This window comes from Luteococcus sediminum (assembly GCF_054783495.1).
Window position 1 is genome coordinate 102,510 of record NZ_BAAGQL010000006.1, and the last position, 21,279, is coordinate 123,788.

Genomic DNA, 21,279 nt, shown 5'->3' on the forward strand with positions numbered 1-21,279 from the left:
GTGCAGCTTGACGTGATCGAGCGCTACCTGCCGCTCTACGGCCAGGCAGCACTGGTGACCCTGCAGATCTCCCTGCTCGGCATCGTGCTCGCCCTGGCCGTGGGGCTGGTGGGGGCGCTGCTGCGCGAGGCGCGCGTGCCGGTGCTCTCCCAGCTGGTGGCCGCCTATGTGGAGGTGGCCCGCAACACCCCGTTGATCGTGCAGCTCTTCTTCATCTACTTCGGCCTGCCCAAGGCGGGCGTGCTGCTCTCGGCCACCACCAGTGCCGTGGTGGGCCTGGCCTTCCTGGGCGGTGCCTACATGACCGAGGCCTTCCGCAGCGGGCTGGAGTCGGTGGGGCGCATCCAGTGGGAGTCGGCCACCAGCCTGGGCATGGGGCGCGGCCAGGTGCTGCGCCACGTCGTCGTGCCCCAGGCCGTGAGCCGGTGCATGCCCGCCCTGGTGGCCAACACCATCTTCCTGGTGAAGGAGACCAGCGTGGTCAGCGTCGTCGCCCTGCCGGACCTGGTCTTCCGCGCCAAGGAACTGATCGGTCGCGAGTACAACACTCCCGAGGCCCTGGTGCTGCTGGTGGCCTTCTACCTGCTCATCCTGCTGCCGATCTCGCTGCTGGGCCGCTGGCTCGAAGGGAGGGTCCGCCATGCCGAGTTCGGGAATTGAGGTGCTCTTCGAGGGGCACAACTTCCTGCGTCTGCTGCAGGGCCTGTGGGTGACGGTCTCCATCGCCCTGTCCGCGATGGCCGTCTCCGTGGTGCTGGGCACCCTGCTCGGCGTGGTGATGACCAACCGCAGCCGCGGCGTGCAGCTGGTCACCCGGCTCTACCTGGAGTTCGTGCGGATCATGCCGCAGCTGGTGCTGCTCTTCGTGGTCTACTTCAGCCTGTCCACCAGCGCCGGCATCAACCTGGGTGGCCGGACCGCCGCGGTGATCGTCTTCGTCGTGTGGGGCACCGCCGAGATGGGCGACCTGGTGCGCGGCGCCATCGAGTCCATCCCCCGCCACCAGCGCGAGAGCGCCCTGGCGCTGGGCATGACGCGCTCCCAGGCCATGCGCACCGTGGTGCTGCCGCAGACCCTGCGCAGGTTGCTGCCGCTGGCGATGAACCTGACCGCACGCATGGTGATGACCACCTCGCTGGTGGTGCTGATCGGCGTTGTCGAGGTGCTCAAGACCGGCCAGCAGATCATCGACGCCAACCGCTTCAGCCATCCCGACGCGGCCCTGTGGGTCTACGGGGCCATCTTCGGGCTCTACTTCCTGGCCTGCTGGCCGCTGTCGATGCTGTCGCGTCATCTCGAGAAGAAGTGGAAGGACCAATGAGCCCCCTCCAGGACATCCCCGACGAGCGGGCGGCCGACGCGCCGGCGCCGCTGCTGCAGGCCAGCGACGTGCGCAAGACCTATCCCAATGGCGTCACCGCCCTCGACGGCGTCGATCTTGCCGTGGGACGTGGCGAGGTGGTCGTCGTGGTGGGACCCTCGGGCTGCGGAAAGTCGACCCTGCTGCGCACCCTCAACGGGCTGGAGGAGATCCAGGGCGGCACCATCACCCTCGACGGGACCCAGCTCGGATCCCGCCAGCTGCCGTGGACCGCGGCCCGGCAGCGCATCGGCATGGTCTTCCAGAGCTATGAGCTCTTCGGTCACCTCAGCGTCATGGACAACCTGCTGCTGGGGCCGCTCACGGTGCAGAAGGCCAACCGCCCCGAGGCGGCGCGCCGGGCAGCCCAGCTGCTCAAGCGGGTGGGCCTGCTGGACCGGGCCGACGCCTTCCCGCGGCAGCTGTCCGGCGGCCAGAAGCAGCGCGTGGCGATCATCCGGGCGCTGATGATGCAGCCGGAGGTCTTGCTGCTCGACGAGGTGACCGCCAGCCTCGACCCGGAGATGGTGCGCGAGGTGCTCGACGTGGTGGCCGAGCTGGCCCGCGACGGCATGACCATGGTGATCGTCACCCACGAGATGGGATTCGCCCGCAGCATCGCCGACCGGATCGTCTTCATGGACCACGGCAAGGTGGTGGAGCAGGACAGCCCCCTGGGTTTCTTCACCGCCCCGAAGACCGAGCGGGCGCGCCAGTTCCTCAACATCTTCGAGTACGAGATCTGAGGCGCCGCCCGGGCTCGGGTGGCTGGGCGGATGGGTGGCTGGGCGGCTGCCTCAGGGAGCCAGCCGGTCGCGCTGCCAGGCGTCGTCGAGGAGCTGGTAGCGCAGCCGGTCGTGCAGGCGGCTCGGGCGGCCCTGCCAGAATTCGACGAGCTCGGGGACCAGCCGGTAGCCGCCCCACTGCGGCGGGCGCGGCACCTGGTCGCCGAAGCGCTCGGCGGCGGCGCGCTGGTTGGCCTCCAGCACCTCGCGCGAGTCGATCGGCTCGCTCTGCGGGGAGGCCCAGGCCTCCAGCTGCGAGGCCACCGGCCGCACCGCGAAGTAGTCGTCGGAGACCTGGGCGGGCACCTGCTCCACCCGGCCCTCGACGCGCACCTGGCGCTCCAGCTGCGGCCAGTGGAAGAGCAGCGCGGCCTGCGGGTTGGCGGCCAGCTCGCGGCCCTTGCGCGAGGTGTAGCTGGTGAAGAAGACCAGGCCCTGGTCGTCGACCTCCTTGAGCAGCACGATCCGGCTCGACGGGCGGCCGTCGGCCCCGACGGTGGCCAGCGTCATCGCATTGGGGTCGAGGATGTCGCTGGCACTGGCTGCCTCGAACCAGGCCCGGAACTGCTCCAGCGGATCGGCCGCGCTGGCGGCCTCGTCCAGGGCCTCGCCCTGGTAGTCACGTCGCATGCCATGGATGTCCATGACCCTGATCCTAGGACGGGACCCTGATCCCAGGACGGTCTGGATAGCGTGGAGCCATGAACCAGCTCCACGACGACCACCTCAGGGCCCTGTACCGCGAGATCCTGCGCCCCGCCTTCCCCGACGACGAGCTGGTCACCGAGGACGACTTCGTGGCCGGCTGCCACCGGCAGGACTACCTGCTGCACGAACTGGCCGACGACGGGCAGACCGTCGCCCTGGCCGTCGCGGAGCACCATCCCGCCTCGCAGGTGCTGTTGTTCAGCTGGCTGGCGGTGCGGCCGGGGGTGCGCGGCGGTGGCTTCGGCGGGCGCGTCTTCGACGCTGCCCTGGCCGCATGGGAGGAGCTGCTGCACCCTGTCCTGGTGCTGGGCGAGGTGGAGCACCCTTCCACCACCCCGCACAGCATCGACTTCGGTGACCCCGCCGCGCGGGTGCGCTTCTACCACCGGCGCGGTGTGCGCGCCCTGCCCGTCCCCTATGCCCAGCCGCCGCTGCGCGAGGGCGGACGGGCCGTCGAGGGGCTGCTGCTGGTGGTGCTGCGGCACGACGGCCACGTTCCGGGGACCAGCATTCCCGCCGAGCCGGTGCGACGCTTCCTGGGCGACTGGCTGGAGGGCCAGCCGATTTCCCATCGGGCGCTGGCCGCGATCGAGCCGGGCAGGATGGCAACCCTGGCCCTGGACCTGCCCAGTGCCCAGCTGCCCAACCCGCCCCGGCGCAGGGGGATGCGCTCCTGACTGCTCAGACCCGCCGGGCCAGCAGTACCACGTCGGTGTCGTGGTCGGTGCCGCGCCCGGAGCTGACCTGGCGGGCGCGGCGCTCGTGCACCAGCAGCTGCCAGCCCTCGGTCTGCTGCAGCAGCGGTGCCAGGTCGTCGGGCTGGATGACATCGGAATGGTCCATTCCCCCGTGCTCATTGACCCCGTGCTCATTGACCCCGTGCTCCTGGCCCTCGTGCTCGCCCTCGCGCGGGGTGAAGTCGTGGTGCACGTAGAGCAGGTGACCCCCGGGGGCCACCAGGCTGAGCAGACGCTGCTCAGTGCCCTGGCCCTTGAACAGCACCGGGTACATGGCGCTGACCAGGTCGAAGCCCGCCGTCGGGAGCTCGGCCTCGTGGAAGGGCGCCACCACCGGATCCACCCGAACCCCCACGGAGCTGGCCGCCGCGAGGGTGCGCTCCAGGGCCTTGCCGGAGATGTCCAGGCCGGTCACGCGCCAGCCCCGGGTGGCCAGCCAGACCGAGTCGGCGCCCTCACCACAACCGATGTCGAGTGCACGGCCCGGGGTCAGGTCGCTCGCCCTGGCCACCAGCGACTGGTTCGGTGCGCCGCTCCACACGCGCTCACCCGAGTAGCGCTCGTCCCATTCGGCGGCGGTCGGCATGGGCTTGGGGGCGGCGTCCTTGCCGTGCTCATGAGTGCTCATGGCCCGAGACTAGCCACCCGCGGTGACACCCTCCGGTGCAACCCCGCACGTCCCGCCGTGGCGGCACCGATTTGCGTCCGGGGTGCGGCCTGGGAAAGCCTTGGCCCAGAGTCCCGGGGGAGGTGGAGAGCAGTGACGAGTCGAATGCGCGCCGCGGTGATGCCGCTGGCGGGTGCCGTCCTCGCCCTCGTGATGGCCCTCGGATCGGCCCTGGTCCCCGCCGCCGCCGCCCCGAAGGATGCCGCTGGCGTCGGCGATCCCGTCGCCGGGATCCCGCAGCCGTGCCTCACGACGCAGTCCTGGCCGGCCCAGGCCACGCCAGGCCAGACGCGCAAGCAGCTGGCCGAGCTCACGGGCATCGAGCTGGTCGGCCCGCAGTGGGAGGACCCGAAGAACAGGCCCTTGGTGCGCATCGTCTGGGAGACCCTCGGCGCCCTGGCGTGCACCGACTACCTCGCCACCATCACGAAGAACCATCCCGGCTTCGAGCTCAATGCCGCCCCGATCAGCGGCTGGGCCTTCGGCGACTGGGGCCTGACCCGTCCCGGGGCCGTCACCATCGACCTGGCCAAGTGGCACGAGCCCTACGCCGCCGGCGACCGTGGGCGCCTGGTGCGCCTGCTGGTCCACGAGCTCGGCCACGCCTGGGCCCGCACCCCCGAGGCCCAGAAGGCCTACACCCGCTTCGAGTCGCTCTACGCCCGCACCGGCAACTTCAGCGACTACGGCAGGGGCAGCGCCAACGAGAACTTCTCCGAAGTCATCGGCTACTACGTCGCCCGGTGCGCCGCGAAGAACCCCTATGACTCCGCCGTGGCCAACCACGGCCAGTTCGACGCCTACTACGAGCTGGTGCGCGACGAGGTCTTCGACGGCCGCGAGTTCGGCCCCGCGGTGGGCCGCACCCCCGACTGCACCCTCGCCGCCCCCAAGCCGGTGGTCACCCGCGTCCCCAAGGAACAGCTCGACCGGTGAGGCGGCCCTTCGCGTCGAGGGGAATAGACTTCCAGCTGGAAAGTGCCGCGCCACAATGGGTGCTGGTCAGACAATCCCACCCAAGGAGCCACCCATGCCCGAGGTCCTCGCCTACGCGACCGACGACAGCACCTGCCAGTTCCACAAGACCACCATCACCCGTCGCGAGCCCGGCCCCACCGAGGTCTTCTTCGAGGTGAAGTACGCCGGCATCTGCCACTCCGACATCCACACCGCCCGTGAAGAATGGGGCCCGGTGGTCGGCTGGCCGCTGGTGCCCGGCCACGAGCTGGCCGGCATCGTCACCCAGGTGGGCTCCGAGGTGACCAAGTTCGCCGTCGGTGACAAGGTCGGTGTCGGCTGCTTCGTCGACTCCTGTGGCCAGTGCGAGTACTGCGAGCAGGGTCAGGAGCAGTTCTGCGTCGAGGGCAACATCGGCACCTACAACGCCATCGGCCGCGACGGCAAGTCCACCGACGGTGGCTACAGCCAGGGCATCACCGTCGAGCAGGACTACGTCCTGCACATCCCCGAGTCGATCCCCTTCGAGAAGTCCGCGCCGCTGCTGTGCGCCGGAATCACCACGTACTCCCCGCTGAAGCGCTGGGGCGCCGGCGAGGGCAAGAAGGTCGCCGTCGTCGGCATGGGTGGCCTGGGCCACATGGGCGTGCAGATCGCCGCCGCCATGGGTGCCGAGGTCAGCGTCATCTCGCAGACCATGAGCAAGGAGGCCGACGGCAAGAAGTTCGGCGCCGAGCACTACTACGCCACCAGCGAGGAGGGCACGCTGGACAAGCTGCGCGGCACCTTCGACCTGGTGCTGTCCACCATCAGCGCGGACTACGACGTCGACGCCCTGCTCGGCACCCTCAAGGTGGACGGCGCTCTGGTGAACGTCGGCGCGCCCGAGAAGCCCGTCGACCTGCACGTGTTCAGCCTGATCATCGGCAACAAGATCTTCGCCGGCTCCAACATCGGTGGCATCGCCGAGACCCAGGAGATGCTCGACTTCTGCGCCGAGCACGGCATCGCCCCGCAGGTCGAGATGATCGCCGGTGAGGACATCACCGAGGCCTACGACAAGGTCGTCGGCTCCAAGGTGCGCTACCGCTACGTGATCGACACCTCCACCTTCTGACCAGGAGGATTGTGCGGGCCCGGTCGTCAGTGACGGCCGGGCCCGTGGTCATTCTCGGGTCTGACCGTGTGCTGGGGTCCGTCCGGGGCTTGGGGCCCTGCGCCGCCGCGCGCCAGCAGGAGGGTCGCCAGTGCGACCGCTCGGGCCGGTGTCACCAGACCCCGATGACGTTCCACCACAGGGGCCCGATGAGCAACCACACCAGCAGGTGCATGATGCCCAGCACCAGGCCGTTGCGCCACCAGGCACCCATCTCCACGTAACCAGCGCCGAAGTAGAGCGGCGCGGGGCCGTTTCCGTAGTGGGTCAGGCAACCCATCAGGGTGGGGATCGCTCCGAGGAAGGCCAGCAGGGGGATGCCGGGCAGCCCCAGCGAGAGCCCGACGCCCAGGAAGACGGCGAACATCGACGCGGTGTGGGCGGTGCCGCTGGCGAACAGGTAGTGGGACAGGGCATAGACCGTCGTCAGTGCGGCGAAGGCGACGGCCTGGTTCATGCCGCCCATGTGTCCCCCCACCTGTTTGCCGAACCAGCCGATGAAACCGAGCTTGTTCAGATAGGTGCCCATCATCACCAGTGCCGCGAACCAGGTGAGGGTGTCCCAGGCGGCCTTCTCGCCCTTCATCTGTTCCCAGGTCAGGGCGCCGGTCACCAGCAGGACCCCCAATCCCAGCAGGGCGACGGTGGTGGCATTCATCACGTCATCGCCCATGACCCACAGGGTGATCATGAGCGCGAAGACGCCCAGGGTCACCCATTCGTTGCGGCTGACCTTGCCCAGGCGCTTCAGCTCGGCGGCTGCCATGGCCGGGGCCTCCGGGGTCTTCTTCAGCGATGGCGGATAGATCACGTAGAGCACGATCGGCACCAGGATCGCGCCCACCAGTCCGGGCAGTGCCGTGGCCTTCAGCCAGCCGCCCCAGTCCGCGTGGACCCCAAGGTCTGCGGCGAGCTTGGCGGCCATCGCATTGGGCGCCGCCCCGGTGAAGAAGATGACCGAGACGGCCAGGTTGAGGTTGTAGCAGGCCAGCGCCAGGTAGGCGCCGATCCGACGATGGGTGCTCGGGTCCTCCGTGTGGGATCCAGAGGTCTCGGCGATCGACTTGAAGACGGGGTAGATGTATCCCGAGCGGGCCGTGTTGGACGGGATGGCCGGCGAGGTGAGCAGGTCCGCCAGGCCCAGGCCATAGGCCAGGCCCAGGGTGCTGCGCCCGAAGCCCCTGACGAAGAGGTACGCGAGGCGCTCGCCCAGCCCCGAGGAGATCACGGCGCGGGCGGCGAAGAAGGCGGAGACGATCAGCCAGATGGTGCCATTGCTGAAGCCGGACAGGGCATTGGAGATGGCCTCCTTCGGGTCGCCGGGGGCGACGACGCGGGTCGCTGCGCACAAGGCCATGGCGATCACGGACAGGCTGCCCATCGGCGCGGCCTTGGTGATGATCGCGACGATGGTGCCCAGGAAGATTGCGAACAGATGCCAAGCCGGTGCGTCCAGACCGGACGGGGCGGGCTTGAACCACAACACGACGCCGATCAGTACGGACACCGCCATCCACAGAGGGCGCACCTCATGGTCGGGAGAGTTCGGTGGCGAAGGCTTCGTGGGCGCTTTCACGGTGTTCGGCCGGTCGATCGTGTGGTCCGTCATGGCTGGGTCCCCTCTGTCCTGCTGGGCCGGCAACAGGGCGGCCCCACCTGCTGACCAGCCTCTCGGGCTGGATGGTGACTGGTCTGTGCCGATCTGCATCAGCTGGAAGAGGGGAGGGATATCTGGGGAATCCGAAGGGGGCAGCCCAGGGGGTTTGTCCCTCTCAAGAATCACCCTCCCCGGAATGCAGGATGACGAGCAGCGATGATCCGCTGGCAGGAACTTCATGATGTCCTTGACTTGCCAATCTCCCCATTCGGCCGTTCGAGATCTGACAGGCGAACGGGACGGGACATGCTTACGCGGCAGGGCTCGCTGGGTGTCGTCCCCGAACTGGAGTGACGACGAGACGACCTATGTGTGTGGGGCACGTCGAAGGGGGTGCTTTTGCAGTGGCGCTCGGGTGGCCATGCCCCTCAATGCGGAGTGATTGAGGAGGTGACTAGCTCAGATGCTTCTTGCCGAGATGGCTCATCTCCAGCGGTCGGTGCATCCCCACGACGTCCGGGTCCGCTCTGGAGGCTGGAGGGCGTTCGATGAAGTGGCCAAGATCCGCACAGACCGGTCTCGTGCGATCCGGAAGTGTTGGTGCCAGAGCACGACAGACATACGACCCCAGAACAAGGAGGTGCCGCGATGACACAGGAACTGGTGGGTCTCGAGAAGATCACCGACACCGTGGCCAAGTTCACCGCCATCGTCAGCCGTCGACTGCCCGACGATGTCACCAACCGGCTCACCACGCTGGCCACCGAGGAACGCCAGCCGATGGCCCTGATGATCTACGACACGATGAAGAAGAACCAGGAGCTCGCCGGCGAACTGGAACGTCCCAGCTGCCAGGACACGGGCCTGGTGCAGATCTTCGTCCAGGTCGGGTCGCACTTCCCCTACATCGACGGGTTGTCCGAAGCCCTCAAGGAAGCGATCGGCGAGGCGACCAGGATCGCCCCGCTGCGTCATAACACCGTGGAGACCTTCGACGAGTACAACACGGGAACCAATGTCGGTTCCAAGTCGCCGTGGATCTACTGGGACGTCGCCGAGGGCCGGGATGACCTGCAGCTGCACGTCTACCTGGCTGGCGGCGGCTGCTCCCTGCCCGGACAGGGTCGCACCCTGATGCCCGGCGAGGGCTACGAGGGTGCGGTGAAGTTCGTGATGGACGTCATGACCTCCTACGGTCTCAATGCCTGCCCGCCACTGCTGGTGGGCGTGGGCATCGGGAGCTCCATCGACGCGGCAGCCTTCATGAGCAAGCTGGCCCTGATGCGTCCCGTGCACTCGCACAGTGTCAACGAGGTGGCGGCCCAGCTGGAGCTGGACCTGGAGGAGGCCATCAACTCCATCGGCCTTGGGCCGCAGGGCCTGGGGGGCACCAAGTCCGTCATGGGTGTCAACATCGAGAACTCCGCCCGTCACCCATCGGTGCTGTCCGTGGCCGTCAACACCGGGTGCTGGTCCCACCGTCGCGGCACCATCCACTTCGACAAGGACCTGAACTACGAACTCCTCACCCACGAGGGCGTCGAGCTCTGAACGGCTCCGCCGTTGCCGCCAGACACACACCATCACCACCTTGGAGAGCAGAGATGAGCACTGACACCACCATCGACCAGCCCACCAGTGCCGCGGAGGAGACGAGCATTCCTGCCGTCCCTACCGTCGCGGCCGACATCCCACAACAGGACCCGTCAGAGGTCGATGTCGGCACCGGGCGCCGGATCACCCTGACCACACCCATCAGTCGCGAGGACCTCGAAGGCATCAAGATCGGTGACGTGATCTTCCTCGATGGACACATCACCACCTGCCGTGATGTCGCGCACCGTCGCCTGATCGAGTACGGCCGCGAACTGCCCGTCGACGTGCGCGACGGCGCGATCCTGCACGCCGGGCCCATCATCCGGAAGGTCGAGGGGGAGGACGACAAGTTCGAGGTCGTGTCCGTCGGCCCCACCACCTCCAGCCGCATGGAGAAGTTCGAGTACGAGTTCATCAAGCAGACCGGAGTGCGGCTGATCGTCGGCAAGGGAGGAATGGGGGCCGGCACCGAGGCCGGCTGTGCGGAGTTCGGGGCGCTCCACTGCGTCTTCCCAGCCGGCAATGCCGTGATCGCTGCCGTCGAGGTGGAGGAGGTGGAGGGAGCCGAGTGGCGAGACCTGGGCATGCCGGAGACCCTGTGGACCTTCCGGGTCAAGCAGTTCGGCCCCCTGATCGTCTCGATCGATGCCGAGGGAAACAACATCTTCGAGCAGAACAAGGTGGTCTACAACCAGCGCAAGGACGAGGCCCTGGAGAAGCTGTACGAGAAGGTTCGCTACATCAAGTGAGTGCCAGTCGGCCGTGGCCCGTCACCTGCAGGTGACGGGCCACTTTCCCTTCCTAGGATGGCGTCATGACCAAGGAGCCCCAGCTGGCGACGGCCGTCGCCGCACGCGACGAGTACCACCTGCGGATCGAACGCCCGCAACGGGGCATCCGGCTGAGCCAGTACGTCTACGAGATCGGCTCCTACCACTACAACTGGCACTCCGAACTGGAGCTGCTGGTGGCAGTGCGCGGCGAGATGGAAGTGGCGGCAGGGGGACGCATCACCAGCCTGCAGCCGGGAGACGTGGTTGTCATCAACTCCGGGGTCAGCCATGCCACCCTCAGCCAAGGAGAGGGCAGTCTGGCGCTGTTGCTGAAACTCGACCTGTGCTGGTTCGCGGACCTTTTCGAGGACCACAACCTGGTGCGCTTCGACCTGGCCTCCGACGAGCACACCCGAGGCCTGCCGGTCTTCGTCGAGATCCGCGCGCTGATGGCACGCATGATGCTGGACGGCACCGACACCAGCCCGACCGGACTGGTGCGCCACGAACGACTCCTCGCCCAGCTGCTGGACCTGCTGGTCACCCACTTCCCTCCCCGACTGGAAGGCCACGTGGCCGTCCAGGGCAATGAGTCCCGCAACAGGGCCATCGACCAGCTGTTGAACTACATCGACCACCACTATGCGGAACGGATCACCCTGGACCGGCTGGGTGCGGAGAGCGGATACAACCCGAGTTATGTCTCGCAGCTGTTCACCCGGCACCTGGGCGTCTCCACGCTGGACTACATCACGCGGGTCCGGCTGCGACAAGCTGCCCGCGACCTGTGCGATCCTGCCCTGAAGGTGGTGGACGTGGCGGCCAGCAATGGCTTCGCCGACGTCAAGGCCTTCAACGTCGCCTTCCGCAAGAGCTTCGGCAAGTCCCCGACCCAGTACCGGACACAACTGACCGAGCAGAGCCTGGCCGTCGATGCCCGCTTCAAGCAGATCTTTGCCCGACGCGACGACCGCGAGGTCACCACGTTGCTGCACCGGTGGGCCGCCCCGCTGGAGGATGCCTCGGATGACCTCGCGCTCCCGGCGGTACCCACCGATGATGCGCGTCGCCTGGTGGCGGATGCGCGTCGTCTGGTGGACGGATTGCAGGCCCTGGAGACCCGCCTGGGACAGATGGCCTCGGGTCTTGCCTGACCCCGGTCAGTAGGGGAGGGCGCCGGTCAGCCCGTAGACCAGCAGGTAGGTCGCCAAGACTGGCCAGAACCATCGCAGGTACTTCTTCTGGAAGTCGACGAAGTTCTGTTCCGTCTCACCGCAGAGCAGATACAGGGCGGGAATCACGGGGCTGACCAGACGGAAGGATTGTCCCACCATGGAGGCGACCGCGGCCTGCATCGGAGTGATGCCGAACTGTTGCATCACGCCACTGAGCACGGAGGCGATGCCGAAGTAGAAGGCATCCTGGGGCAGGAAGACAATGGCGGGAGTGGCGATGACGGCATAGACCGGAGCCATGTGGGAGCCCAAGCTGGTGGGAATGGCTCCGGCGATGGTGTGGGCGAGGGCCGCGGCCATCCCCGAGCCGGTGAGGACTCCTGAGAAGACGCCGGCGCCAAGGGTGGCAATGGTGGTTGGCAGGACATCGGAGGCAATCTCCTCGATCCGCTCGGTCGCCTGGTCGACATCAGGAAAGTTGATGACCAGAGCGATGGCCGACAGCAGCAGGAAGACGACCGCGCCGTGGGCCAGGTCCATGATGAGCAGGGTCAGGCCACCCAGGGTCAGCAGCAGGTTCACCCAGAACAGTCGGGGACGCTTCAGCTCCGGATCCTTGTCCCGTACGGCGCGCAGCATGGCTTCGATCTGCTCGGGTCCCACCGAGGCGCTGGATGCCGGATCGAAGTGGATCCGGGCCCGTTCCTTGAGACCGATCCGGTAAGCAATCAAGAGCACGACCACCTGGGCCGCCAGCAACCCGGGGAGCAGTTGGCGGAAGAGGTCGATGAGGTCCACGTGCAGAGCGGCGGCCGCGGCGATCGTCGGGCCTCCCCACGGAAGCTGGTTCCAGATGCCGATGGGGGCGACGATCACGATCGCGAGCGTCCACAGGGCCAGGCCCAGCTGCTTGTACAGCGCACGGAAGGCCGCGAGGCAGATGATGATCGTCGTCGTGGTGTCCCCATTGAGGGAGACGACGCTGGCGACGGCGGCGGTGGACATGATGACCTTGAGCGGGTCGCCCTTGGCCTTCTTGATGAAGAACTCGGCGACAGGATCGAACAGGCCCACATTGAGCATCAGGTCGAAATAGAAGATGGAGAACAGGATCGTCGTCGCGGGCGCGATCACGCCCCAGGCGACCTTGCCGGTCTCGGGGTTGACCTTGAAGAAGACCCCTTGCTGGATCCAGGTGAAGACTTCCAGCACGCCCTGACCGGTGGTCAAGCATGCGAGGATCCCGAAGACGAGGGGCACCAGGGTGAGGGCCACGAAGACCTGGAGCTTCTTGCGGGACAGCGCAACGATGAAGACCAGGATCATCGCGAGGCCAAGGATCGAGAGCATTCCTGCCTCCAACGGACAAGGTCCTCCACCATGAGGACGATGTACCCACTGTTCTGGAGTGCAGGGGGTCCGGGCTGCCCAATTCTCTGACAGTCCGTGAAGGATTATCGCCAGCGCACGGGTCTGCAGTCCACGTGGTCAGAGCTGGGACAGCTAACGATTCCACGTACTTGTGAGCCGTCCCCACAAGCCCTTACAGGTCATCGGGGGGGCAGAGGGGCAAGTGCCGTAGCTACAGTTCTGCCGCTTCGTGTCGCTGCTCAGTGACCTTGCGGGCATTGCCTGTGCCGCGGCGCGCCAGCAGGAGGGTTGTCAGCACGACTGCCACGCCGACCCCCAGGGCGTCGGCGACGAAGTCTTGCCAGTCACCGCTGCGGCCGGGCACGAATCGCCACTGCACCACCTCGCTGACCACGCCGTGGGCCAGGTTCGCCAGCGCCACCACCATCCGCCGGCCCAGTGCCAGGGCGAAGGACAGCGTGACGCCGAGGAAGAGCAGGAAGTGGACGAGCTTGTCGCTGACCGGCAGGCCGCCGGCATCGGGCGGACTGGGGGTGTATAGCCCCCACAGCTGCACGGCGAGGACCAGCAGGCCCCCGACGAGCCAGGAGCGGCGTACCGGGTGGGGGATCATCCAGTCACTGTGCCATGGGGGCGGGCCCGGTGGCCGTCGCGTCCGGTCAGCGGCTGCTGCCGCCGGCGCGCACGCCGATGGTGTGGGCCTGAATGCCCTGGTTGACACGCTCCAGGACATCCAGCACGTCGGCGAGCGCCTGGGGATCCAGGTCGGCCAGCACACTGCCCAGGGTCGCCTTGAGCGGGCCGGAGAAGTTCTCGGCGCTCTGGAGTCCGGTCTCGGAGAGCTTGAGCAGCACCTTGCGGCGGTCACGCGGGTCGGCCTCGCGGGTGACGTGGCCGGACTGGGACAGGCGCTCCACCAGGTAGGTGACGGCGCCACTGCTCAGGTGCAGGTGGTTGGCGAGCTCGCCGGCGGTGAGGTGGCGATCCTCGAGCTGGGCGGCCCGGATCAGCTGCAGGGCGCGGAAGTCGGTCAGGTACAGGCCCTGGTTCTCCGCGCAGGCGTGGCTCAGGTTGTCGTGGGACTGGACGAGGTTCTGCAGCAGCCGTCCCAACTGCTGCACTTCGGGCTTCTTGTCGGAGGATGGCACGAAGGCCAGAGTATCCACGGCATTGATGAAAGACACAACTGACGACCCGTAATTCTTCTTCAACATTTGAGTTCGCAAACATCGACACGCCGAGAGCTGTCCGCAGCAGCCCTCCCGAGGCTGCTGCGGATCGGCCCAGAGCTCAGGGCAGGATGATCGCCAGGGTCATCGAATGACTCTCGCCCGGCGCCAGATGTACGGCATTGGCAAGGACGTTTGCCGTTTCGACGCAGCACATCCCGGTCCACTCCTCGTCGCCGAAGTCGCCCATCCGCGCCGACTTCTCGGTCCACGGGTTCCAGACGACCGTGTTTGCCGACTGCGCCTTCTCCACCGTGACGACCCGTCCGGCCCCCTCGTCGAGGATTCGACAGGTGCCATCGTCGAAATAGACCCGGTCGGTTTCACTGGTGAATTCAATTGCGCCTTGCTGGACTCGCTCGCCACCACTGACCTTGTCCAGATAGCGCACCTGGTCCAGCCCGTCGACCTGCACCCGGCGGGCATCGGAGAGGCTGAAGTAGGTGTGCAGTGCCTCCTCGAAGTCCAGCTCCTGCTCCCCTGCCGTCACGGTGAGGGTGAGTTGCAGCGCCGAGCCCATCGAGACCACCAGGCGCGCCGTGAAGTCCTCGGGGAAGCCGCCCAGGTCGTCCACCTGGGCAGCGGTCAGCACCAGGGCCAGCCTCGCCTCCCCGCTGTCGTCCACCTCGGCCGCGTCCAGGGTCCACTGCGACAGGCGGGCGAAGCCGTGCGCGGGAGTCATGTCGCCGTTGCGTCCAGGCCCGAACCAGGGGAAGCAGACCGGAACCCCGCCACGGATGGCCTTGCCGGGCTGGAAGAACGAGTGCTGGCTCATCCACAGCACCGGCTCGGCCCCGGCGGGCGTCCACTCGGCCACATGGCCACCCTGGGCGTAGACCAGCCCGGTGGCCAGCGGGGTGCTGATGCGCCACGCGTCCAGCCCGTTGACGGTCTCGGCGGTGATGCCCTGCGGCAGGGACGCAATGTCGGGAATCAAGGAATTGCTCATGGTGCGACGCTATCCCCATCCAGCCTCGGGGTGTGGGGCAGTCCCACCTGTTTCACTGGATGGCATGAGCACAGCGGCAGACCAGCACGACACCATCCGCGTCCAGGGGGCCCGTGAGAACAACCTGCGCGAGGTCAGCCTGGAACTGCCCAAGCGCCGCCTGAGCGTCTTCACCGGCGTCTCCGGCTCGGGCAAGAGCTCGCTGGTCTTCGCGACGATCGCTGCCGAGAGCCAGCGAATGATCAACGAGACCTACTCGGCCTTCCTGCAGGGCATGATGCCCAGCCTCGGCCGCCCCGACGTCGACCTGCTCGAGGGACTGACCACCGCCATCGTCGTCGACCAGGAACCGATGGGCGCCAACCCCCGCTCCACCGTCGGCACCGCCACCGATGTCAACGCCACCCTGCGCGTGCTGTTCAGCCGCATCGCCGAACCGCACATCGGCGGACCCAAGGCCTATGCCTTCAACATCCCCTCGGTCAGCGGCGGCGGCGCGATCACCACGACCAAGGGCGGGCGCCAGGTCAAGGAGCACAAGACCTTCACCGTCACCGGCGGCATGTGCCCGCGCTGCGAGGGCACCGGCAGGGTGGGCGACTTCGACCTGGACCAGCTCTACGACGCCGAACTCGGCCTGGCCGACGGTGCCCTCAAGGTCCCCGGCTACTCCATGGAGGGCTGGTACGGCCGTCTCTTCGAGGGCTCCGGCTACTTCGACATGGCCAAGCCGATCACGTCCTACACCACGCGGGAGCTCGACGACCTGCTGTACCGCGAGCCCACCAAGATCAAGGTCGACGGCATCAACCTCACCTACGAGGGCCTCATCCCGCGCATCCAGAAGTCCATGCTCAGCAAGGACGTCGAACAGATGCAGCCACACATCCGGGCCTTCGTCGAGCGTGCCGTGGTCTTCCGCACCTGCCCCGAGTGCGAGGGCACCCGCCTGAGCGAGGGCGCCCGCACCTCGCTGGTGCAGGGTCGTTCCATCGCCGACCTCTGCCAGATGCAGGTGAGCGACCTGGCCGACTGGCTGGCCGGCCTCGACGACCCGTCGGTGGCCCCGCTGGTGGCCCAGCTGCGCCACCAGGTGGACTCCTTCGTCGACATCGGCCTGGGCTACCTCTCGCTCGACTGCCCCACCGGAACCCTCTCGGGCGGCGAGTCGCAGCGGCTCAAGATGATCCGCCACCTGGGCAGTGCGCTCACCGACGTCACCTATGTCTTCGACGAGCCCAGCGTCGGCCTGCACCCGCACGACATTGCCCGGATGAACGAGCTGCTGCAACGCCTGCGCAACAAGGGCAACACCGTGCTGGTGGTGGAGCACAAGCCCGAAATGATCGCCATCGCCGACCACGTCGTCGACCTCGGCCCCGGGGCCGGACGCCAGGGCGGCACGATCTGCTTCGAGGGCACCGTCGAGGGCCTGCGCGCCAGCGACACCCTCACCGGACGCCACCTCGACGACCGTGCCCGGCTCAAGGACTCGCTGCGCACCCCCACCGGCGCCATCAAGATCCGCGGCGCCGACGAGAACAACCTGACCGGCGTCGACGTCGACATCCCCACCGGGGTGCTGACCGTGGTCACCGGCGTCGCCGGCTCGGGCAAGAGCACCCTGGTCCGCAACCACCTCTCGAGCCGCGACGGGGTGGTGACCGTCGACCAGGGCGTCATCAAGGGCTCGCGGCGCAGCAACCCGGCCACCTGGACGGGCCTGCTGGAACCGATCCGCAAGGCCTTCGCCAAGGCCAACGGGGTCAAGCCCGCCCTGTTCAGCCCCAACTCCGAAGGCGCCTGCCCCACCTGCAGGGGTGCCGGTGTGATCTACACCGAGCTGGGCTTCATGGACACCGTCGCCAGCACCTGCGAGGACTGCGAGGGGCGCCGCTTCGACGCCTCGGTGCTGCAGTACCGGCTGGGCGGCAAGGACATCGCCGAGGTGCTGCAGATGGGCGTCGACGAGGCCCTGGCGCACTTCAGCGAGGGGGAGGCCAGGATCCCGGCGGCGCAGAAGATCCTGACCAACCTGGCCGATGTCGGGCTCGGCTACGTCACCCTCGGCCAGCCACTCACCACGCTCTCGGGCGGCGAGCGCCAGCGGCTCAAGCTTGCCGACCAGATGGCCGAAAAGGGCGGGGTCCACGTCCTCGACGAACCCACCACCGGCCTGCACCTGGCTGACGTGGAGCAGCTGCTCGGCCTGCTGGACCAACTGGTGGACTCCGGGAAGACGGTGGTGGTGATCGAGCACCACCAGGCCGTGATGGCCCACGCCGACTGGATCGTCGACATGGGGCCGGGAGCCGGCCACGACGGCGGCCGGGTCGTCTTCCAGGGCACCCCCGCCCAGCTCGTCGACGACGGCAGCACCCTCACCGGGCAGTACCTCAAGGAGTACGTGGCGGGCTGAAGCCTCGTGGCGGCGCAGGCATTGCAGCACATACGGCCACGAAGGACATTTGAACGTGTCGTGCGCCGCCAGGGATGCATTTTCAGCGCGTGTCGGCGAGTTCCAGCTCGATCGAGCGCACCTCGTAGCCCTTGATCATCTCGTCCCAGCCGATCCGGGGGCGGCTGGCCAGGCGCACCGGCAGCGCCAGCAGCTTCTGCAGCAGCACGTCGGCCTCCTGGATCGCCAGCGAGTTGCCGGGGCACTTGTGGGGGCCGTCGCCGAAGCTCATCACCTCGTCACCCACTTTCGGGGGAAGCTCGCGGCCGGGGCACAGGTCCAGCGGCGACTCCCCGACCACGGCACGCTGCGCGTTGATGCTGCGGATGTGGATGTCGACCAGGGCACCGGAGGGGATGGTGTGGGTCTGGCCGTCGAACTCCACCTCGATCGGCGTGGTGGTGCGGCGCAGCAGGTGTCCGACGATCGGTTCCAGGCGCAGGATCTCGTGCAGCACCTCGTACCTGCCGGGCTTGTCGGCCGACAGGTAGCGCTCGCGCAGCTCGTCGTCCTCCAGCAGGTGCCAGACGGCCATTCCGATGTACTCCCGGGTGGTGACCATGCCGGCCGCGGCATAGGTGACGCACTCGATGAGGATCTCCAGCTGGGAGTAGCCCTCGTCGAGCAGGTGACTGATGACATCGTCCTGGCGCTTGACCTTGCGGGCCTTGATGGCGGGGCGCACGTCGCGCAGGTGGAAGGAGAGCAGCGGCAGCTGTCCGCGCAGGGCCAGGGCCTGCAGCCTCGCCCTCTCCACCAGACCACGGCGCTCACCGGACTCGGCGGTCTCCTTGAGGGCGGGGATCTGGAAGAAGCGCTCCAGTCGGCGCGCCATCTGGTCGGTGGGGGAGTCGGTCAGCCCCACCACCTGCGCGGCCACCATCACGGAGTAGAGCAGGGAGAGCTGGGCGAGGTCGGTGCGGCCCTCACGGCGGAAGTCGTCGACCAGCTGGGTCGCATAGCGGTCCATCAGCTCGTGGTAGTTCGCCTCCACCGTCCTGGGTGCGAAGTAGCGGGCGATCGCCGCGCGCTGTTTGCGGTGGGTGGTGCCGTCGGCATAGAGGATCGGGGGACGCATGCCGCTCATGGCCAGCTGTTCGGCATTGAAGCCTCCCTGCAGGGCCTCGCGATTGCGCAGCACCAGCCGGGCGACGGCCAGGTCGCGCACCTGCCAGATGCCGTCGACCATCTCGAGGGCGGGTTCGGGCCGGTCTCCGGGGCGGTGGGTCTTGCGACGGTCCCGTTCGCTGACGGGGCATCCCTGCTGGCTCATCTGGTCCTCCTCGCGGTCAAGGCTTCATTGTGGCCGACCAGAGGTTCGGGGGTTCGGGGCGGGGGCCGCATAGGCTGCTGTCATGGACGAGATGCGCCGCTGCGTCATCGAGAGCCTGCTGGGGCCGCTCACCCTGGTGGTCGACGGTCCTTCGCTGGTGGGGCTCTACTTCGACGACCACCGGGTGAAGAAGGAGCGTGCGCTCCAGGGGGAGATGGTCGATGCCGGGGCCGATCCGGTGCTGGGCGAGGCGACGGCCCAGGTGCGTGCCTACTTGGCGGGCGGGCGCACGAGCTTCGAGCTGCCCCTGGCCCCGAGTGGTGGCAGCGCCCTCGACCGTCGCGTCTGGGACGAGCTCGGCCGCATCGGGCTGGGCGAGACGGTCACCTACGGCCAGGTGGCCCGGGAGCTCGGCAATCCGCGGATGGCCCAGGCCGTCGGGGGGGCGGTGGGGCGCAATCCGATCTGCCTCGTGCTGCCCTGCCACCGGGTGGTGGGGGCATCGGGCGCGCTCACCGGCTATGCGGGCGGCCCGTGGCGCAAGCGCTGGCTGCTCGACCACGAGGCCTGGCTGGCGGGGCGCAGTGCCCTCGCACCGGGGCCTCCGGTGCGGCCCTGACCCCGGGGAAGGTCAGTCTCAGAAGACGCCAGTCAGCATGCTGGTGGTGAGCACCGCCGTGGCGGCCAGGGCGCAGCCCAGCTCGATGCACATGCCGATGCCGATTGCCTTCAGCGCCACCATCGAGGTGCGGCCGGCGGTGGCGATGTCCTTCACCCGCACCAGTTCGGCACAGAACAGGCCGAAGACGAAGCCGAGCACCAGGCCCACCACTGGCACCAGGAAGGAGCCGGCCACGGCACAGACCACACCCACCACGATCGGCCAGCGCGGCACCTCGACCCGCTGCAGGTCGCGTCTGGTGAGCAGCAGCGACGAACCGGCGCCGATGGCCAGCAGGACGGCTGACACGCCGAAGGCGATCCATCCCCAGCTGGAATTGCCCCACACCGCCCAGACCAGGGCGGCCACACCGACGGTGATGCTGCCGGGCAGGACGGGGACGACGATGCCGCTGAGGCCCACGAGGATGAGCAGGGCGCAGATCACGGCGAGCACGGCAGGGGTCATGGTTCCAGACTAGGGGAGCGGTGGCCGGACACCGCCCCAAATGGTCCAGTGCTCAACGACATGCGTGGAATCATTGGTCCATGACCACCATCGTCTTCCTGCACGCCCATCCCGACGACGAGGCCTCCAGCACGGCCGGCTCCATGGCCCGCGCCGCACGTCGCGGGGACCGGGTGGTGGTGGTCTATGCGACCAATGGCGACCACGGCGAGGTGCCCGAGGACCTGCACGAGGGCGAGACCCTCGTCGACCGTCGCCGCAGCGAGGCCCGGGCCTCCGCCGAGGTGCTCGGCACCGCCCGCGTCGAGTGGCTGGGCTACAAGGACTCGGGCATGACCGGCTGGGACATGAATGCCGAGCCGGGAGCCTTCTGCAATGCCGACCTGGACGAGGCCGCGGGACGTCTGGCGCGCATCCTCGACGAGGAGGACGCCGACGTGCTGGTGGGCTACGACTGGCACGGCAACTACGGCCACCCGGACCACGTCAGGGTGCACCCGGTGGCCTACCGCGCCGCACAGCTGGCCCGTCGCCGTCCCCGGGTGCTGGAGAGCACCGCCAACCGCGACCGGATGGCGGCAGGCTTCCAGGCCGCCCGCGAGGCCGGACTGGAGATGGACTTCGACCCCCACGGTCCGGCCGACGACGGCAACCCGATGGGCACCCCCGAGGCCGAGATCCACTGGGCCGTCGACGTCACCGAGGTGGTGGGGCTCAAGCGGCAGGCGCTGTTGTGCCATGCCAGCCAGACCACCGACATCGGCATGCTCACCGGCATGCCGGACGAGGTCTTCCTGGCCGGCTTCGGCCACGAGCACTACCGCGAACACGGACGCCCCAACGGAATGCAGCCCGGCTGGCCCTTCACGCCCCTCGACTGAGCACCCTTCCCAATCCCCGTGCACATTGGCAAACTGTCGGGGCATGAGCCAGATCACGGTGGGCCAGACCCACACCATGACCTATGTGGTGCCCGAGGACAGGTGCGTGCCCGACGTGCTGCCCGAGTCGCCCGAGTTCCAGAGCGTCCCGCGGGTCTTCGCCACGGCCTACTTCGTCGCGGTCATGGAATGGGCCTGCATGGAGGCGTTGCGGCCGCACCTGGACGAGGGGCAGTGCAGCGTGGGCACGCACGTCGAGCTCTCCCACACCGGCGCCACCCTGTCCGGCATGACGGTGCGTTACGAATGCACCGTCACCCAGGTCGATGGGATCACCGTCTGGTGGCGGGTGGAGGCCTTCGACGACCTGGGGCCGATCGGCGAGGGGCGTCATTCCCGCGCCGTACTCGACCAGGCACGTTTCGAGGCGGGCCTGGCCAAGCGGGCGAAAAAGGCAGGCCTGCTCCGCTAGCGCGGG

22 protein-coding genes are annotated in these 21,279 nt (G+C 68.1%); 13 read left to right on the forward strand and 9 right to left on the reverse strand.

Annotated features, from left to right (window positions below; genetic code table 11):
- Genes ACYVKA_RS04645 through ACYVKA_RS04655 form a run of 3 tightly spaced genes read left to right on the forward strand, consistent with a single transcriptional unit; the run spans position 1 to position 2,106 of the window.
- A complete protein-coding gene (locus ACYVKA_RS04645) occupies positions 1-660 on the forward strand; it encodes an amino acid ABC transporter permease (protein WP_460703354.1) in 660 nt (219 codons plus the stop codon).
- Positions 641-1,321 carry an amino acid ABC transporter permease gene (locus ACYVKA_RS04650; protein WP_460703356.1) on the forward strand — a complete coding sequence of 227 codons (681 nt, stop codon included), beginning with the start codon at positions 641-643 and terminating at the stop codon, positions 1,319-1,321. The genes ACYVKA_RS04645 and ACYVKA_RS04650 overlap by 20 nt, the downstream gene beginning before the upstream one ends.
- Positions 1,318-2,106, forward strand: coding sequence for an amino acid ABC transporter ATP-binding protein (locus ACYVKA_RS04655; protein WP_460703358.1), 789 nt, complete (start codon positions 1,318-1,320; stop codon positions 2,104-2,106). The genes ACYVKA_RS04650 and ACYVKA_RS04655 overlap by 4 nt, the downstream gene beginning before the upstream one ends.
- A 51-nt stretch (positions 2,107-2,157) precedes the next feature.
- Here ACYVKA_RS04655 and pdxH read toward each other — a convergent pair whose 3' ends face one another.
- The gene (pdxH, locus tag ACYVKA_RS04660) at positions 2,158-2,790 is read right to left on the reverse strand and encodes a pyridoxamine 5'-phosphate oxidase (protein WP_460703360.1); all 633 of its coding nucleotides are present in this window, start codon (positions 2,788-2,790) and stop codon (positions 2,158-2,160) included.
- A 56-nt stretch (positions 2,791-2,846) separates the two neighbouring features.
- On the opposite strand from pdxH, the gene ACYVKA_RS04665 reads away from it, so the two are divergent.
- Positions 2,847-3,530 (forward strand): hypothetical protein, encoded by a 684-nt coding sequence (locus ACYVKA_RS04665; protein WP_460703362.1) that lies wholly within the window; start codon positions 2,847-2,849, stop codon positions 3,528-3,530.
- Positions 3,531-3,534: 4 nt separating this feature from the next.
- Here ACYVKA_RS04665 and ACYVKA_RS04670 read toward each other — a convergent pair whose 3' ends face one another.
- The gene (locus ACYVKA_RS04670; RefSeq protein WP_460703364.1) at positions 3,535-4,218 is read right to left on the reverse strand and encodes a class I SAM-dependent methyltransferase; all 684 of its coding nucleotides are present in this window, start codon (positions 4,216-4,218) and stop codon (positions 3,535-3,537) included.
- A gap of 132 nt (positions 4,219-4,350) precedes the next feature.
- Between ACYVKA_RS04670 and ACYVKA_RS04675 the strand changes: the two genes are divergently transcribed.
- Both ACYVKA_RS04675 and ACYVKA_RS04680 read left to right on the forward strand, forming a co-directional pair.
- Complete coding sequence (locus ACYVKA_RS04675) at positions 4,351-5,193, forward strand: hypothetical protein (protein ID WP_460703366.1); 843 nt, start codon at positions 4,351-4,353, stop codon at positions 5,191-5,193.
- Positions 5,194-5,287: 94 nt separating this feature from the next.
- Complete coding sequence (locus tag ACYVKA_RS04680; RefSeq protein ID WP_460703368.1) at positions 5,288-6,331, forward strand: NAD(P)-dependent alcohol dehydrogenase; 1,044 nt, start codon at positions 5,288-5,290, stop codon at positions 6,329-6,331.
- A 151-nt stretch (positions 6,332-6,482) separates the two neighbouring features.
- Here ACYVKA_RS04680 and ACYVKA_RS04685 read toward each other — a convergent pair whose 3' ends face one another.
- Positions 6,483-7,877, reverse strand: coding sequence for a DASS family sodium-coupled anion symporter (locus ACYVKA_RS04685; RefSeq protein ID WP_460703370.1), 1,395 nt, complete (start codon positions 7,875-7,877; stop codon positions 6,483-6,485).
- Positions 7,878-8,615: 738 nt separating this feature from the next.
- Between ACYVKA_RS04685 and ttdA the strand changes: the two genes are divergently transcribed.
- The 3 genes from ttdA to ACYVKA_RS04700 all read left to right on the forward strand — a co-directional run bounded on the left by ttdA (position 8,616) and on the right by ACYVKA_RS04700 (position 11,490).
- Positions 8,616-9,518 carry a L(+)-tartrate dehydratase subunit alpha gene (gene ttdA / locus ACYVKA_RS04690; protein WP_394277524.1) on the forward strand — a complete coding sequence of 301 codons (903 nt, stop codon included), beginning with the start codon at positions 8,616-8,618 and terminating at the stop codon, positions 9,516-9,518.
- A gap of 53 nt (positions 9,519-9,571) precedes the next feature.
- Positions 9,572-10,312 carry a L(+)-tartrate dehydratase subunit beta gene (ttdB, locus tag ACYVKA_RS04695; protein ID WP_460703372.1) on the forward strand — a complete coding sequence of 247 codons (741 nt, stop codon included), beginning with the start codon at positions 9,572-9,574 and terminating at the stop codon, positions 10,310-10,312.
- Between the two features lie 65 nt (positions 10,313-10,377).
- The gene (locus tag ACYVKA_RS04700) at positions 10,378-11,490 is read left to right on the forward strand and encodes a helix-turn-helix domain-containing protein (protein ID WP_460703374.1); all 1,113 of its coding nucleotides are present in this window, start codon (positions 10,378-10,380) and stop codon (positions 11,488-11,490) included.
- A 6-nt stretch (positions 11,491-11,496) separates the two neighbouring features.
- On the opposite strand, the gene ACYVKA_RS04705 is transcribed toward ACYVKA_RS04700, so the two are convergent.
- From ACYVKA_RS04705 to ACYVKA_RS04720, 4 genes are all read right to left on the reverse strand, one after another.
- On the reverse strand, positions 11,497-12,861 hold the full coding sequence (locus tag ACYVKA_RS04705) for a citrate:proton symporter (protein ID WP_460703376.1): 1,365 nt from the start codon (positions 12,859-12,861) through the stop codon (positions 11,497-11,499).
- 232 nt (positions 12,862-13,093) lie between these two features.
- Positions 13,094-13,495, reverse strand: a complete 402-nt coding sequence (locus tag ACYVKA_RS04710; protein WP_460703378.1) for a VanZ family protein — start codon at positions 13,493-13,495, stop codon at positions 13,094-13,096.
- A gap of 46 nt (positions 13,496-13,541) precedes the next feature.
- Entirely contained in the window at positions 13,542-14,030 is a 489-nt protein-coding gene (locus ACYVKA_RS04715) for a MarR family winged helix-turn-helix transcriptional regulator (RefSeq protein ID WP_460703380.1), read from the reverse strand.
- Between the two features lie 142 nt (positions 14,031-14,172).
- Complete coding sequence (locus tag ACYVKA_RS04720) at positions 14,173-15,060, reverse strand: D-hexose-6-phosphate mutarotase (protein WP_460703382.1); 888 nt, start codon at positions 15,058-15,060, stop codon at positions 14,173-14,175.
- 64 nt (positions 15,061-15,124) lie between these two features.
- Between ACYVKA_RS04720 and ACYVKA_RS04725 the strand changes: the two genes are divergently transcribed.
- Positions 15,125-17,479: an ATP-binding cassette domain-containing protein gene (locus tag ACYVKA_RS04725; RefSeq protein ID WP_460703384.1), complete on the forward strand. Its 2,355-nt coding sequence runs from the start codon at positions 15,125-15,127 to the stop codon at positions 17,477-17,479.
- An 82-nt stretch (positions 17,480-17,561) separates the two neighbouring features.
- On the opposite strand, the gene ACYVKA_RS04730 is transcribed toward ACYVKA_RS04725, so the two are convergent.
- A complete protein-coding gene (locus ACYVKA_RS04730) occupies positions 17,562-18,791 on the reverse strand; it encodes a cytochrome P450 (protein WP_460703386.1) in 1,230 nt (409 codons plus the stop codon).
- An 82-nt stretch (positions 18,792-18,873) separates the two neighbouring features.
- Between ACYVKA_RS04730 and ACYVKA_RS04735 the strand changes: the two genes are divergently transcribed.
- Positions 18,874-19,410 (forward strand): methylated-DNA--[protein]-cysteine S-methyltransferase, encoded by a 537-nt coding sequence (locus tag ACYVKA_RS04735; protein WP_460703388.1) that lies wholly within the window; start codon positions 18,874-18,876, stop codon positions 19,408-19,410.
- 18 nt (positions 19,411-19,428) lie between these two features.
- Here the strand turns inward: ACYVKA_RS04735 and ACYVKA_RS04740 are convergent, their stop codons facing one another.
- Positions 19,429-19,920, reverse strand: a complete 492-nt coding sequence (locus ACYVKA_RS04740) for a DUF456 domain-containing protein (protein WP_394275285.1) — start codon at positions 19,918-19,920, stop codon at positions 19,429-19,431.
- 80 nt (positions 19,921-20,000) lie between these two features.
- Between ACYVKA_RS04740 and ACYVKA_RS04745 the strand changes: the two genes are divergently transcribed.
- Positions 20,001-20,801 carry a PIG-L deacetylase family protein gene (locus ACYVKA_RS04745; RefSeq protein ID WP_460703391.1) on the forward strand — a complete coding sequence of 267 codons (801 nt, stop codon included), beginning with the start codon at positions 20,001-20,003 and terminating at the stop codon, positions 20,799-20,801.
- Between the two features lie 43 nt (positions 20,802-20,844).
- Positions 20,845-21,273 (forward strand): thioesterase family protein, encoded by a 429-nt coding sequence (locus tag ACYVKA_RS04750; RefSeq protein WP_460703393.1) that lies wholly within the window; start codon positions 20,845-20,847, stop codon positions 21,271-21,273.
- The last annotated feature ends 6 nt before the right edge of the window (positions 21,274-21,279 follow it).